Genomic DNA, 14,471 nt, shown 5'->3' with positions numbered 1-14,471 from the left:
TTTAACACAGCCTTTCAAATAAGAAAGGAGTATTCATATGAGAAGTGTAATGTCAAATAAATGGGTAATCAGCCTTTATGTACTTCCTGCCTTAATTCTTATTCTCTTATTAATCTATATCCCAATAGTCTTAACTGGATATTATGGTTTGATGGACTGGAACGGCATCGGCAAGATGAAGTTCATCGGTTTAGAAAATTACATTGAATTAACAAAGGACACAAAGTTTTGGCAAAGTGCATGGCATTCCCTTTTACTCGGTCTTTTTTCAACTTTAAGCTTGGTTGGTTATTTAATTTTATCCTTGATTTTAGCAAGTAAAATCAAAGGTGCTAACTTTTTAAGAAAAATCTACTTAATCCCGATGTTATTATCTTCAGTAGCGATCGGACAGCTTTGGGCGAAGATTTTTGACCCAACGAAGGGTATGCTTAACAGATTGCTAGTGTTGGTTGGCGTTGAAAATCCTCCGCTTTGGCTAGCGGATTCTAAAATAGTATTATTTGCGCTTTTCTTTCCAATCGTTTGGCAATATGCAGGTTTCTACATCATTATTTTCTATGCAGCGTTAAAAAATGTTCCTGAAGAACTGATCGAAGCAGCGAAAATAGATGGAGCGACACCAATTCAAATTGCTTATAAAATTAAGGTTCCTCTTATTGCAGGCGTTATAAAAGTCATGGTCATCCTAGCCATTGTCGGTTCATTAAAATACTTTGACTTGATTTTCGTCTTAACCGGCGGCGGACCAAACGGTGCGAGTGAGGTTATGGCATCTTATATGTATACCGAAGCATTCAGTAAATATAACTTCGGTTACGGTAGTGCGATTGGTTTCGGCTTATTAATCATTTGTCTTGTGGCAACATGGCTAATTCAAAAATTACTTAATACAAAAGATGTTGACTATTAAAAAGGGGAGTGAAAAGGATGAGTAAGGTTGCAGTTGAAATACAAAAAACGACCCTATCAGCTTCTTATAAAACCAGTAAATCACTAGGAAACAAATTTGGATACGGAATCTTGTACTTTGTCCTGGCAGTCATTGCGATTATTCAGGTTTATCCGCTGGTATGGCTATTCCTGTTTTCCTTAAAGACCAATCAAGAGGTTTTTGGGATGTCACCGTTTGCGCTTCCACAAGCCCCACAATGGGGCAACTATGCAAAGGCTTGGACAGCGGGTCACATCGATGTTTACTTCTTTAACAGTGTTCTGTACACGGTTGCAGCGGTTGTCCTTACTGTTATTCTTGCGAGCTTTGTAACCTTCGCAATCACAAGAATGGAATGGAAATTAAGTGGATTAGTTCTAGGTTTGTTTATGGCCGGATATATGATTCCGCTTCATTCAACCTTAATTCCATTATTTAATTTCTTTAAAACGGCCAATATGATTGATAATCCAATGTCCGTTATCCTATCGTATGTAGCATTTAACTTGCCAATTACGATCATGATTCTATCAGGATTTTACAGAACAATCCCAAGGGAGATTGAAGAAGCGGCGGTTGTGGATGGCTGCTCCATTCATCGGATTTTCTTCCAAATTACCCTGCCAATGACAGTACCTGTCCTTTCAACTACTGTCATTATCAACATGATCTATAACTGGAACGAATTCGTATTTGTTAATACGTTCCTTAGTTCCGACAAATGGAAAACGATTACGGTTGGGGTAAACAACTTCGTAGGACAGTACTTGACTGACTGGGGTGCGATTGGTGCAACGCTGATGATTAGTATTATCCCAGTATTGATTGCGTACTTTATTTTAAGTGACCGCATTGTAGAAGGGATTGCGGCAGGGTCTGTTAAAGGGTAATAATGATTTGTGAATTTTAAGTGACCCCGGTCAAGTTAGTCAGATAAAATAAATAAACGACACTAAGCGGCTTTATCTCTGTATTCCTAGGGGCTAAGGCCGCTTAGTCTTTTTTGTAAGAGGTTTATAAGGGATTTAGTATACTGTCCAAAAATGGAAATAAGTACATAACCTTTATATGAGTGGTTAAACTAATAAAAAATTACGATAGGTGGATTTGATGAGCCAAAAGCCTATTCATGCTGTTCATATTTATATATTACTGATCCTTTCAACAGGTTTCGTGGTACATGTTCTAGACCTTTCCGTTTTATTAGCTATTGCTAAAAGAGATTCTTGGTTAAGTGTTGTCTTCAGTGTCATTCCAGTGACGATTTGGATTCTTCTAGTTTTTTATATTTATAAAAAACTGAACCATCATGATTTGATTTCCTTCCTTAAGAATTCTTTTAGCCAATGGATTTTTGTTACTTTTTCCGCTATTTTTTGCTGTTACTTTTTAATAACTGCCTTTATTACGCTTAAATTTACGGTTTATTGGGCTAAAGACAACTATACACTTGATTTCCCAAATTATGTGGTTGTTATTCTGTTCTCGTTTGTTTGCTATTATGCATCAGTTAAAGGGCTGCGGACGATTGCTACTATGGCCTTTCTCGTACTGCCCTTTGTGCTTTTTTTTGGATTTTTAGTGGGATTGGGAAATACGCCAAATAAAAATTATGAGCAATTATTTCCTTTATTTGAGGATGGCTATAAAGGATTCTTTCAAGGTATAGGATATGCCTGTGCTAGCTTATTTGAAGTTTTCTTTATTCTGTTTTTAACCAAAAATCTTACAGGCAAACTAAAGCTAAAATGGCTCATTTTGGTTGGATTATTTCTCGTTGGAATTTCCTTTGGCCCTTTAGCTGCAGGTATAGCCGAATTTGGTTCAGTAGAAGCGGGAAAATTAAGGAATCCCGCTTACGAGGAATGGAAATTGCTAACACTTGGCCAACATATAACCCGCCTTGATTTTCTTTCTATTTTCCAATGGCTTTCCGGTGCCTATATCCGAATCAGTTTATCACTATTTTTAGCCGGAAGAGTTTTTTCTAATAAAAGTGAAAATAGGTGGGTACTTCTTACACTTTATTTCTTTTTAATCGTGGCAGCATGTATTCCTTGGGATGCCATCTCGTTTATTTACTTCCTGAAGAAGTTTTATTTTCCCATTAGCCTTATTTTTCAGATTTCCACCATGTTGTTACTGTTACTATTAATGAAAATAAAGGTGAGAGGCCATGAAAATGCATCAAGCAACAAGTAAAGTTTTCTGCATTGACCAATTGAAAAGCTGGTTTGAAGGCTCTTCCGATATTGTCATTAAGAAAAGAACCTATAAAGGAAAAGAATCTGCTGTTACATTGGAATTTTTATATTGTTCCAATTTAGTGGATTTGAAATATATAAACGAAGTCATTTTTCCCAGCATTCATACAGTAGTGGAAAAAGAAGATTGCTTAAATATTGATGAATTAAGAAATCTGATTGAGGTAAGCAGTCCTAAAGATAGAAAAAACGTAAAAACTGAAGTAGAACAGAAGCTGTTTTCTGGAGAATTAATTATTTTTAGTTATGAATTAAACGATCTTTTTTTTATCCCTGCATCGGACATTCCAAAGAGAAGTCCGGAAGAATCAAGCACAGAGCCATCTGTAAGAGGGCCAAGAGATGGATTTGTTGAAAACATATCGGATAATTTGGCATTAATACGGCAGAGGTTAAGAACCTCCTCCTTAAAAAGCATAGAATACACGATTGGTGATAGAAGCGGAACAAAATTAATCTTGCTTTATATCGATGACATTATGAACCCCTCCATTCTCGAAAACGTAAAAAAACGCTTAGAATCAATAAAAATTGATGTTATTCTAAGCAGTTACAAAATTGAAGAGCTTCTATACGACAGCACATTTTCAATTTTACCTCAAATGGACTATATTGGGAGGCCAGACTTTGCTGCCAAATCTTTAAGTCAAGGAAGATTCGTGGTTCTAGTTGAAGGAAATCCAACTTGTTTAATTGGCCCGACAAATTTTAATCAAATTCTTTACTCGCCCGAAGACGCACATGAAAGTTTTTATTATAATAGTTTAGTTCGAATTCTAAGGCTGATTGCGGTGTTTGCCACCGTTTATTTACCGGGATTTTATATTGCGTTAATTACGTATCAACCAGATCAAGTTCCTTATTCCCTTTTAGCAACGATATCAGTTTCCAGAATCGGTCTCCCTTTATCCGCACCTACAGAGGCCTTTATTATGTTAACTTTATTTGAATTATTTAAAGAGGCAGGATTAAGGCTCCCAAAAGCAGTTGGTCAGACTGTGACTGTTTTGGGTGGTTTAATTATCGGGGACGCAGCTATACGTGCAGGATTAACTTCACCAAACATGTTAGTGATTGTCGCCATTACCGTCATCTCAGGATATACACTGATTAATCAAAATATGGCAGGCAATATCGTGATTCTCCGTTATATTGTTTTATTATTTTCAGCATTTCTAGGATTGTTTGGCTTTTTTCTTTCTTTCTTTCTCATCACAACATTAGTGGTTTCTTTAGAAAGTTTTGGCCAGCCCTATGTTTCTTATTTGTCGAAACCCCATGCAATGGATATTCTAAAAAACTTTTTAAGTCTGCCATACCGCTTTCTAAAGAAGAGAAATCAAGCTTATAGTCCAATTGACGGAGATAGTCAAAAGGAGTAATTTATGAGAATAAAATTATATCCTATCATAAGTTGTCTGATTTTAGTCCTTGCCGGTTGTACAGGCGGCGTTAAAGAAATTCAAAATCAAACCTATATTACAGTTTTGGGACTCGATTATTCCAAAGGTGAGTTTATCCTGAATACTCAGGCGTTAAATTTTTCCAATATTGCTAAACAAGAGGGAGGCGCTGGACTGCAGCAATCTGCACCCATTTTAATTGGGCAATCCAAGGGAAAAAGTATCCAGGCTGCAATCAGTAAACTAGAGCAAAATGCAGCCTTACCGCTTTACTATGGCCATGTGAATACCCTACTCTTAAGTCAAAGTGTGTTGGAGAAAAAATTGCCATCAGTCATCGAATTTATCGGGCAAAATCCCTCTCTCAGATACAACTGCTGGCTTTATGGGACAAACGGAGATCTAAAAGAAATTTTATTAGGAGAGGGATTCTTCAATTTTCCATCTTTATATACACTCCTCCATCGTCCAGAACCATTATATAGAGAAAATTTTATTATGCCTATTGAAAAATACAATCGGTTCATCTCCAAATACTATCAAGCGGTCGGTTCGTATATGATTCCCTCTGTTGATATTAAGAAAGGGAAATTTTTAAAAAATAAAAAACCGATGAATATTGTTACTCTTACAGGTGGATATGCGATTTCACAGCAAAAATACAAAGGATGGGTGAATAAACAAGACCTTGCTGGGATAAAGTGGTTTTCTAAACATGCTCCTAATGTCCCACTCTCATTATTTAAGGAAAAAGTGAGTGTAATAATCAAGAATCCTAAAGGGTCCATTAAAGTGCTAAATGGGAGAAATCCTTCCTATGAATTAAAAGTAAAAACCCATGCAGTAATCGTTCATAATGAGGAAAATATTAGTGTGAATAAAATCGAAAAAGAATTATCTCAACAAATAAAAAATCAAATTGTAAAAACTTTGAATAAAAGTGATGAAATAAATGCAGACCTTTTAAATATAACTGAAAAACCATATCGATATCAAAACAAGACGTGGGATAAAAATACAATTAACAATTTTAAGAAAGATCTAATTAAGGATATAACAGTAAAAATTATCATTGATGAAACGATAAATTATAAACGATAACACTTATTTGAATAGTGTAAACCAGCTCCTTATTAGAGAGGAGCTGGTTTTGGCTAGTTACCTATTTTCTTAGTCCATAATAGACCAATAAGCAGGCTTAGTTTTATATTCTGGATCAAACACAAATGGAGCGTCTTTTCCTACACCATCATTGTATTGCTTTGCTCGGTCGTCTAACCAAGTATGGTTATCCGCTATGCCCCAGAACGTTACGTTGCTGATTTTATCGCCTAATTTTTCATATAACTGGAATAAAGCATCATATCTGTCTGCTTGAGCTTTCAATCTTTCACCTTCAGCCACAATAGCTTCATAAGTAGGGAAAGCGGGTCTTGGCGGCCAGCCATATAGGCTAACATCTAGCTCAGTTATTTGGTTATCTAAGCCGAGATCAGCGAACATGTTAATGGATTTTTCGATGTCCGCGTTAGAAGGCCAGCCGATTTGGATGTGAGACTGATGACCAACACCGTAGATTGGAACACCTTGCTGTAATAAATCACTAACAAGGTTATATAAGTTCGTTCTTTTTGGCTCTACTTCGGTATTGTAATCATTAATATAAAGCTTGGCATCTTTGGCTGCATATCTTCTAGCAGTCTCAAAAGCTACCTTAATATATTCATCGCCGGTGATTTTGTACCAGGCTGATTCACGCAGACCTCGTTCATTTTGAGGAGAATCATCAATCACTTCATTTACGACATCCCAAGACTTTATATCATTTTTATAACGCTTAACAATTGTTTTAATATGGGTTTCTAAACGTTTTAATAGAAGCTTTTTATTCTTTTCACGCTGTTTGGAATCGGTCTCATCTACCATTGGGTTGCCCTTTTCATCAAGGAAGAACCAATCTGGTACCTGACTGTGCCAGACAAGGTTGTGGAAACGGAGTTCCATTCCATTTTCTTTCGCAAATTTCACAATTTTATCCGCCTCAGTAAAATTAAACTTACCTTCCTCTGGCTGAATATTAATCGGCTTCATGATATTTTCAGCTACAATGCTGTTAAAATGGCGTTTTAAAACTTCTGAGTCAATGGTTTCTAATTGATAGGGTTCAACTGCAGCACCAATGGCGAAAGAATCTTTGTATCTTTCAGCGATAGACGGTACGGTTAATGCATGAGAAGACTGGTTACTTGTTACTTCTGCAGCTGCCCTAGACATTCCTGCAGGTAATAATAAAGCTAAAGCTAATCCAGTAATGAGGGGTTTACGCATAACTTTGAACATGTATTGATCTCCTTTATTAGTTATTAGTTGGGGTTGTTTGAAAGGGCTTTCTAAAAAGTCTAACCTAAACCTCCTTTTTGTTAGTTTAAAGCCAGGAGATACGTTGGGGGAGTCATTATGTATTAAAAATCTTCTAGGTGCAGTAGTCCTGTCCTAAATATAGTATAACTGGTATAAACTTAGTTTGTCCATCGGATAAACTAAGTTTATGCGGAATTTTCTAAAAATAGTAAATAAGTATTGGATAAAAATAACTATTTTTACTTTATTGTAGGTATTTTGAGGTGATGAGTCGTATGAGCTCTCCTTCTATAAATTACCACAAAAAAACTTGTCTATGGCAACCTTTGACAAAGGATTTACTTGCTGATATGTCGAACATTCAGATTATTAAGCATCTGAAAGGACTATTAGATATGTGCAGACAACATCAGAATGATTTACCTCTTTATCGCAGGATATTATTATTTTCATTTTTCATTACATTCGTGGTAGTTGTGTCAACAGCGGGTTTCACCTTTTTTTATGTATCAAAGCAATTAACGAATAAGTTGACAGATCAGGCGATGGGAATTGCTAGTTTATGGAGTTTCCCAATTCCTTTAAAGGATGTGCTGGAGGCGATTGAATCTCATGATCCAAACAATCCCTCCGTAAAGAATTTAAATTATTTAGTTGGACAAATACAGGAAAAAAACGCTGTGTACTTACAAGGATATATAATGGAAGCAAAGAAAAACAACGGAAATGAACTAACCTTTTTAGCAGTTACAAGAAATGACCAATCTATAATGATAGAAAACTTCAGTTCTTATAATGCGGGAAAAGAATTCCTTCATGCATTTGATCAGGCGATTAAAGAAAAAAGGGTAACCAGCAGCCGTCTTTATCATGATCGGTATGGAGTTTGGATCACTGCTTTCCAACCCATTTTTGATGAGGGGGGAAAGGTGATTGCTGTACTTGCTGTCGATGTCGATGCCTCTACGATTGATCAATTTAAACGGAAAACTGCTATGTATTTATTTTTTTCATTTTTAACCATTACCATGATGGTTTACTTTATATTAAGATGGGGTCTTAAAAAGGTCTTTAAGCCAGTCCATGAGATTATCTCAGGTATCGATGCTGTAAGTTCAGGGGATTTTAATGTGAAGTTAAACATCTCGAACCAAGCGGATATGGCGAAGTTAGGGGAAAAATTTAATCATATGACCTCACAATTAACGATATTATTTGACCGACTTTCGGATACATATAGAGAATTTGGTTCAATTCCAGATAATCCAGGAAGTATTCATCGAGTTGAGGAAGCAATTGGTGAAATGGAAAAGGTGATTGCGAAAACAAAAATACAGAAAGAACTACAGCGGGCTGAAAAGATGAATGCGATTGGCCAGCTGGCCGCTTCTGTTGCACATGAAATTCGTAACCCAATGACAGTAGTAAGAGGCTTTTTACAAATATTCTTAACGAACGAGCACTTAAGTAAAACAGAATTGTCCTACATTCAATTAATGATTGATGAAATAAACCAGGCAGAGAAGATAATTAATGATTATCTTTCACTAGCTAAACCTGACTTTGAACACGTTGAAATGGTGGATGCAAGTGATTTGGCAAACAAAGTTTCAGATTTAATGAACACATTCGCATTCATGTCGAAAAATATTTCATTGAAAGCGAATGTGGACAAAGAGGTATTTGTGAAAGGTAATCAAAGTGAATTAAAACAAGTCCTAATTAATATAGCCAAGAACGGTATTGAGTCGATGCGGTCTGGGGGAGTTTTAACCATTAAGGTTCAGAAAGTTGGATTGTACGGAGTGTTTGAAATCACTGATATTGGCATTGGTATGTCCCCTGAGGAAATAGAGAGATTAGGAACAGCCTTTTATTCGTTAAAGGAAAAAGGAACGGGAATGGGTTTAATGGTTTGCTATCAAATCGTTGAACGAATGAAAGGTAGAATTGAAGTGAAGAGTGAAAAAGGTGTTGGAACCACTTTTCGAGTTTTCATTCCCCTTTGGGATGAGGAAAGTGTATAAAAGAAAGCCACAGGGACGGTTCTCATGGTTTTTATTGAAGTCAGTGAGACCACCAGAACCGTCCCCATGGTTCTGGTTCCATGATTTGACAAAAGTGTCATTTACCAATAGTATCACAATTAATTCAAACTTCTTTATAGGAGAGATAAAGATGAAAATTTATGTGGATGCGGATGCTTGCCCGGTACAAGATATTATTATTTCGGAAGGAGGGAAAGCAGGGATTCCTGTTATCCTTGTTACGAGTTTTTCTCACTTTTCAAATGCGGAACAACCCTCAGGAGTGGAAATTATTTATGTTGATTCTGGAGCGGATGCTGCCGATTATCGGATTATGAAGTTAGCAGAATCAGACGATATTATTGTTACACAAGATTATGGACTTGCATCGCTTGGTTTACCGAAAGGCTGTATCGTCCTTCACCATAAAGGGTTTCGCTATACAAATGAAAATATTGATCAATTATTACAAACACGATACCTAAGTGCAATGGCTCGAAAAGGCGGAAAGCGGACAAAGGGACCAAAGCCGTTTACAGCAGAAGATCGGGAGCAATTTAGGAGGCTTTTTAAACAAGCAATTTCTAGATAGAAATAATTCGATACATCATTTTAAATTTTAGTCATATCCAATTACCTGATATAATTATTATTATGGCAAGTACAATGTCTGGAGCAAATATCCCCTTATCATTGCTACTATCTCAAATATATCGATTTTATAGTATTGTAATTATATATATATTTGCTAACTTTATTTTATAAGCTTTGAAAAAAACTTTGACCCATTTAAACGTTGATTGGTAAATTCAATCGAAATTGGAAAGAAAATTGTGAAAAAATACACATCGGATTTTCCAAAATTAATGGTAAAATGTATATATTACTTTTGGAGGTTAAGAACCATGCAAAAAACATTGGATAACACGAAGACTGACCAAAAAGACAACCAGGTTTCAACACCATATTCACGAACAAATCCGTTTCAAGCAAAAATTCTTAAAAACATTAATATAAATGGTGCAGGCTCTAGTAAAGAAACAAGGCATATTGAGTTATCATTAGAAGGATCAGGCCTTTCATATGTGCCAGGCGATGCCCTTGGCGTTATTCCTTCAAATGATCCAGAACTTGTGGCTTCGATTCTTGAGGAAATGCACTGGGATGAAGAAACGCCTGTAACGATCAATAAGCAAGGTGAGACATTATTGCTGAAGGAAGCGCTAACCAACTATTTTGAAATTACCCTGCTATCAAAAAAGGTTTTACAGCAGGCAGCAGCCTTCACAGAGAACGAAGCGCTACAAAAACTTCTCTTGGTTGAAAATGCAGCCCAGGTGAAGGAATATTGCTATGGCCGTGATTTGCTTGATATGTTACGCGAGTTCGGTCCATGGAAAGCTTCTGCTCAGGAAATCGTCTCTATCTTAAGGAAAATGACGCCACGCCTTTATTCGATTGCAAGCAGCATTGCAGCTAATCCGGATGAAGTTCATTTAACCATCGGTGCTGTGCGCTATACAGCTCATGGACGCGATCGTAAAGGGGTTTGCTCTGTGTTATGTGCTGAGCGTGTAAATGAAGGGGATACACTTCCAGTCTTTATTCAAGCCAATAAACATTTTCATCTGCCAGAGTCTCATGATATTGATATTATTATGGTTGGACCTGGAACAGGAATTGCACCATTCCGTTCCTTTATACAGGAACGTGCAGTGAATAAAGGAACAGGCCGGTCATGGCTATTTTTTGGAGACCAGCATGCTGCCTCTGATTTCCTTTATCAAGATGAGTTGGAGCAATATCAGCAAAATGGGGTATTGTCTAAATTAGATACGGCCTTCTCCCGCGACGGAGCTCAAAAAGTCTATGTTCAGCATAAAATGCAAGAACACAGTAAAGAACTATTCGACTGGCTGCAAAAAGGTGCTTATTTCTACGTGTGTGGAGATAAGGAATACATGGCGAAAGATGTCCATGAAACACTTATTAACGTTATTGAAAAAGAAGGTTCTATGAGCCGCGAAGAAGCAGAAGCCCATCTAAAAGATATGCAAAAGCAAGGGCGCTATCAGCGTGATGTGTATTAAAAGGTAAGTATATAGTAAAAAAACCTTTGTCCCGTGTTTGGTATGAAGGTTTTTTTACTATGTCAGAATTTAAGTGAACATGGTCTGCTAAAGACTTTCTAACAACCTAAAGTGAATTTAGTTCATTTGTCTGAATGATTAGTTTTTTGTAATAGTATTGACAGTTTTTCAACATAATTATAGAATAACACTGAAATATATGAATCTATTTTTTTAATACGGTTGAGAAAAAGATCAACTAAACAGCTTATTACCACACTTCCAATTGCATAGCTTAGCATCACGCGTTCAAAAGTAGGATTGAAAATTTTCAGGAGCAATTATTTATCGAGATATAACTGCTTTTTTTTTGGTAGTTATTTGAAATCGCTTTCAGACTGGTTGATCTTATAATAATTTTCCTGATAAAAAAACGCGAGTAGGTGTTATGTGAGGTGAGCAATCCTGAGTGAGGTAATTTAAAAGGAGGAACTACTTTGGCAAAAAAGGTTTTAAAGGATTTCTTAACACCCCAACTGAACGAGTTGCGGGAAAACGGCCTCTACAATGTCATTGATACTGTAGAAGGACCAAACGGCCCAATAATTACTATCGATGGTAAAGCATTAATCAATATGTCATCCAATAATTATCTTGGCCTTGCCAATAATGAAAGAATGAAGCAAAAAGCGCATGAGGCAATTGACGAGTATGGGTTAGGAGCCGGTGCGGTTCGTACAATCAATGGTACATTGACAATTCATAATGAATTGGAGAAAACAATTGCAAAGTTCAAGCATACCGAAGCGGCCATTGCCTTCCAATCTGGATTCAATTGCAACATGGGTGCTATTTCAGCCTTGATGACAAAGAAGGATGCCATTCTCTCCGATGAATTGAACCATGCATCAATCATTGATGGATGCAGATTATCAGGAGCGAAAATTATCCGCGTCAAACACCAGGACATGGACGATTTGCGCCGAGTTGCGAAAGAAACGATTGAAAGCGGGTTATACGAAAAAGTCATGTACATCACGGACGGAGTTTTCTCAATGGACGGTGATGTAGCGAAACTTCCAGAAATCGTTGAAATTGCTGAAGAGTTTGGGTTAATTACCTATGTAGATGATGCTCATGGCTCTGGGGTAATGGGTAATGGTGCTGGTACAGTCAAGCATTTTGGACTCTCAGACCGCATTGATCTGCAGATTGGGACCCTTTCAAAAGCGATTGGTGTTGTAGGCGGGTATGTAGCAGGTACAGAACAGCTGATTGACTGGCTGAAAGTTCGTGCACGTCCATTCCTATTTTCAACCTCATTGACTCCGGGAGATGCGGCTGCATGTATCGAAGCAATCAATATCATGACCGAATCGACAGAAAAGGTTGAAAAGCTTTGGGAAAACGGAAGATATCTAAAAGAAGGCTTAAAGAATCTTGGTTTTGATATTGGCCATTCCGAAACGCCAATTACCCCATGCATCATAGGAAAAGAAGATCTGACCCAATTATTTTCGCGCAGGCTGATGGAAGAAGGCGTTTATGCCAAATCAATCGGTTTCCCAACCGTTCCTAGAGGGACAGGCAGGGTTAGGAATATGCCTACTGCTGCGCACACCAAGGAAATGCTTGATGAGGTTCTAGCAGTCTATGAAAAAATAGGTAAAGAATTGTCTATTATCTAATTAATAATTTCACCAAAAATACTAGATTTTTTGCTTCAGTTTAATATTAGTAAAAGACACTTCAGGAGGTCTCGTTTCAAATGAAAAAAATTCTTATTACTGGCTGTCTCGGCCAAATCGGTTCTGAATTGACACATCGTCTCAGAGTAATGTACGGAACAGAAAATGTTATTGCAACAGATATTCGCCATATTGAAGGCAATCCAGTCATCGAAGGTGGTATATTTGAAATCCTTGATGTGATGGATTACAAAGCAATGCTTGGCCTTTGCAAAAAATATGAAGTTGACACACTCATGCATCTTGCAGCCCTTTTGTCGGCAGTAGGAGAAGCAAAACCAAAATTCGCATGGGACCTGAATATGGGTGGCCTGATGAACGCCCTTGAAGTTTCCCGTGAGCTAAATCTAAAACTCTTTATACCGAGCTCCATCGCTGCTTTCGGACCAGGAACACCTGCAGATATGACACCACAGGATACGGTACAAAGGCCAACTACTATGTATGGCGTCACAAAGGTATCCGGAGAATTACTTTGCGACTACTATTTTACTAAATATGGTGTAGACGTGCGCGGAGTAAGGTTCCCTGGACTGATTTCGTACAAGACTCTTCCAGGCGGGGGAACAACTGACTACGCAGTAGATATTTACTATGAAGCTCTTAAGAACAAGAAATATACATCTTTCATTGGTAAAGGAACCTATATGGATATGATGTATATGCCTGATGCAATCGAAGCAATTATTCAATTGATGGAGGCTGACCCTTCACGATTGAAGCACCGTAATGCATTTAACATCACTGCAATGAGCTTTGAGCCGGAACAAATTGCTGCATCCATTAAGAAATTCATTCCTGAATTCGAAATTTCATATAATGTTGACCCTGTACGCCAAGGCATCGCAGATTCATGGCCGAATAGCATTGATGCCTCTGCTGCACGTAACGAATGGGATTTCAATCCACAATACGACTTGGATCGTATGACAAAAGATATGCTGGAAAATTTATCAGAGAAATTAGGCATTCCTTTTAGGGAACTTGCATTAGCCTATTAGTTTCTGGAACAATCATCCGTCTACGAATCTATTATAATTCATCTTCATGAAAAAGACAATTGTATTTTTCAGGTGGACTACTTCCTAGGGATTATGTTATCTTAAGTTATACTACAATAACAAAATATGAACAAAGGGTTTTATGAATCTTGCTTAATATTTGACAATAAGCAGTACAGGGGAGGAAACGAAATGGCAAACAAGGAATTGAATAGGGGCTTAAGTTCACGTCATATTCAAATGATTGCTTTAGGCGGTACGATTGGTGTAGGTCTATTTATGGGATCTTCCAGCACAATAGGATGGACGGGTCCATCCGTAATGCTAGCCTATGGAATTACAGGTATTTTTCTATATTTAATTATGCGCGCCATGGGCGAAATGCTCTATTTGGAACCAAGTACAGGTTCGTTCGCAACATTTGGTTATAAGTATATCCATCCACTAGCTGGATTTATGACTGCCTGGAGCAACTGGTTCCAGTGGGTAGTTGTCGGCATGGCAGAAGTTATCGCAATTGGCACATATATGCATTATTGGTATCCAGATCTTCCTGCGTGGATTCCTGGTCTTATTGCTATGGCCATTCTGGGGGCAGCAAACTTTATTTCTGTTAAATCATTTGGTGAATTTGAATTTTGGTTTGCTTTGATTAAAGTCGTTA

General features: G+C 37.3%; 12 protein-coding genes. 11 read left to right on the top strand and 1 reads right to left on the bottom strand.

The window, feature by feature from the left end:
* The first annotated feature begins 37 nt into the window (after positions 1-37).
* The 5 genes from V7659_RS10505 to V7659_RS10485 all read left to right on the top strand — a co-directional run bounded on the left by V7659_RS10505 (position 38) and on the right by V7659_RS10485 (position 5,702).
* Positions 38-913 (top strand): carbohydrate ABC transporter permease, encoded by an 876-nt coding sequence (locus tag V7659_RS10505; RefSeq protein WP_335539959.1) that lies wholly within the window; start codon positions 38-40, stop codon positions 911-913.
* Positions 914-930: 17 nt separating this feature from the next.
* A complete protein-coding gene (locus V7659_RS10500) occupies positions 931-1,824 on the top strand; it encodes a carbohydrate ABC transporter permease (RefSeq protein ID WP_144554457.1) in 894 nt (297 codons plus the stop codon).
* A 220-nt stretch (positions 1,825-2,044) separates the two neighbouring features.
* A complete protein-coding gene (locus tag V7659_RS10495; protein ID WP_335539957.1) occupies positions 2,045-3,136 on the top strand; it encodes a GerAB/ArcD/ProY family transporter in 1,092 nt (363 codons plus the stop codon).
* Positions 3,111-4,580 (top strand): spore germination protein, encoded by a 1,470-nt coding sequence (locus V7659_RS10490; protein ID WP_335539955.1) that lies wholly within the window; start codon positions 3,111-3,113, stop codon positions 4,578-4,580. Before V7659_RS10495 ends, V7659_RS10490 begins: the two co-directional genes overlap by 26 nt.
* Positions 4,581-4,583: 3 nt before the next feature.
* On the top strand, positions 4,584-5,702 hold the full coding sequence (locus tag V7659_RS10485; protein ID WP_335539953.1) for a Ger(x)C family spore germination protein: 1,119 nt from the start codon (positions 4,584-4,586) through the stop codon (positions 5,700-5,702).
* A 69-nt stretch (positions 5,703-5,771) separates the two neighbouring features.
* On the opposite strand, the gene V7659_RS10480 is transcribed toward V7659_RS10485, so the two are convergent.
* Positions 5,772-6,941: an endo-1,4-beta-xylanase gene (locus tag V7659_RS10480; RefSeq protein WP_335539952.1), complete on the bottom strand. Its 1,170-nt coding sequence runs from the start codon at positions 6,939-6,941 to the stop codon at positions 5,772-5,774.
* Between the two features lie 371 nt (positions 6,942-7,312).
* Here V7659_RS10480 and V7659_RS10475 point away from each other — a divergent pair, with 371 nt between their 5' ends.
* The 6 genes from V7659_RS10475 to V7659_RS10450 all read left to right on the top strand — a co-directional run.
* On the top strand, positions 7,313-8,989 hold the full coding sequence (locus V7659_RS10475; protein WP_335539949.1) for an ATP-binding protein: 1,677 nt from the start codon (positions 7,313-7,315) through the stop codon (positions 8,987-8,989).
* Between the two features lie 151 nt (positions 8,990-9,140).
* Positions 9,141-9,581 carry a YaiI/YqxD family protein gene (locus V7659_RS10470; protein ID WP_335539948.1) on the top strand — a complete coding sequence of 147 codons (441 nt, stop codon included), beginning with the start codon at positions 9,141-9,143 and terminating at the stop codon, positions 9,579-9,581.
* 313 nt (positions 9,582-9,894) lie between these two features.
* Entirely contained in the window at positions 9,895-11,079 is a 1,185-nt protein-coding gene (locus V7659_RS10465) for a sulfite reductase subunit alpha (RefSeq protein ID WP_420491276.1), read from the top strand.
* A gap of 476 nt (positions 11,080-11,555) precedes the next feature.
* Positions 11,556-12,746, top strand: a complete 1,191-nt coding sequence (locus V7659_RS10460) for a glycine C-acetyltransferase (protein WP_335539945.1) — start codon at positions 11,556-11,558, stop codon at positions 12,744-12,746.
* Between the two features lie 80 nt (positions 12,747-12,826).
* Positions 12,827-13,807, top strand: coding sequence for an L-threonine 3-dehydrogenase (locus V7659_RS10455; protein WP_335539943.1), 981 nt, complete (start codon positions 12,827-12,829; stop codon positions 13,805-13,807).
* A 192-nt stretch (positions 13,808-13,999) separates the two neighbouring features.
* The coding region (locus V7659_RS10450; RefSeq protein ID WP_335539942.1) for an amino acid permease at positions 14,000-14,471 on the top strand (472 nt) is incomplete at its 3' end.

The organism is Neobacillus drentensis, assembly GCF_036966985.1.
In the GTDB taxonomy this organism is placed as follows: Bacteria; Bacillota; Bacilli; order Bacillales; family Cytobacillaceae; genus Neobacillus; species Neobacillus drentensis_E.
The sequence above is the reverse complement of the archived record's forward strand: the minus strand, read 5'-3'. Positions and strand labels throughout refer to the sequence as shown.

What these genes read in the sequence shown, in the direction of transcription:
- V7659_RS10490 (WP_335539955.1), top strand. Translation starts at nt 3,111, where the DNA reads ATGAAAATGCATCAAGCAACAAGTAAAGTTTTCTGCATTGACCAATTG.
- V7659_RS10495 (WP_335539957.1), top strand. Translation starts at nt 2,045, where the DNA reads ATGAGCCAAAAGCCTATTCATGCTGTTCATATTTATATATTACTGATC.
- V7659_RS10455 (WP_335539943.1), top strand. Translation starts at nt 12,827, where the DNA reads ATGAAAAAAATTCTTATTACTGGCTGTCTCGGCCAAATCGGTTCTGAA.
- V7659_RS10500 (WP_144554457.1), top strand. Translation starts at nt 931, where the DNA reads ATGAGTAAGGTTGCAGTTGAAATACAAAAAACGACCCTATCAGCTTCT.
- V7659_RS10475 (WP_335539949.1), top strand. Translation starts at nt 7,313, where the DNA reads ATGTCGAACATTCAGATTATTAAGCATCTGAAAGGACTATTAGATATG.
- V7659_RS10480 (WP_335539952.1), bottom strand. Translation starts at nt 6,941, where the DNA reads ATGTTCAAAGTTATGCGTAAACCCCTCATTACTGGATTAGCTTTAGCT.
- V7659_RS10485 (WP_335539953.1), top strand. Translation starts at nt 4,584, where the DNA reads ATGAGAATAAAATTATATCCTATCATAAGTTGTCTGATTTTAGTCCTT.
- V7659_RS10465 (WP_420491276.1), top strand. Translation starts at nt 9,895, where the DNA reads ATGCAAAAAACATTGGATAACACGAAGACTGACCAAAAAGACAACCAG.
- V7659_RS10505 (WP_335539959.1), top strand. Translation starts at nt 38, where the DNA reads ATGAGAAGTGTAATGTCAAATAAATGGGTAATCAGCCTTTATGTACTT.
- V7659_RS10470 (WP_335539948.1), top strand. Translation starts at nt 9,141, where the DNA reads ATGAAAATTTATGTGGATGCGGATGCTTGCCCGGTACAAGATATTATT.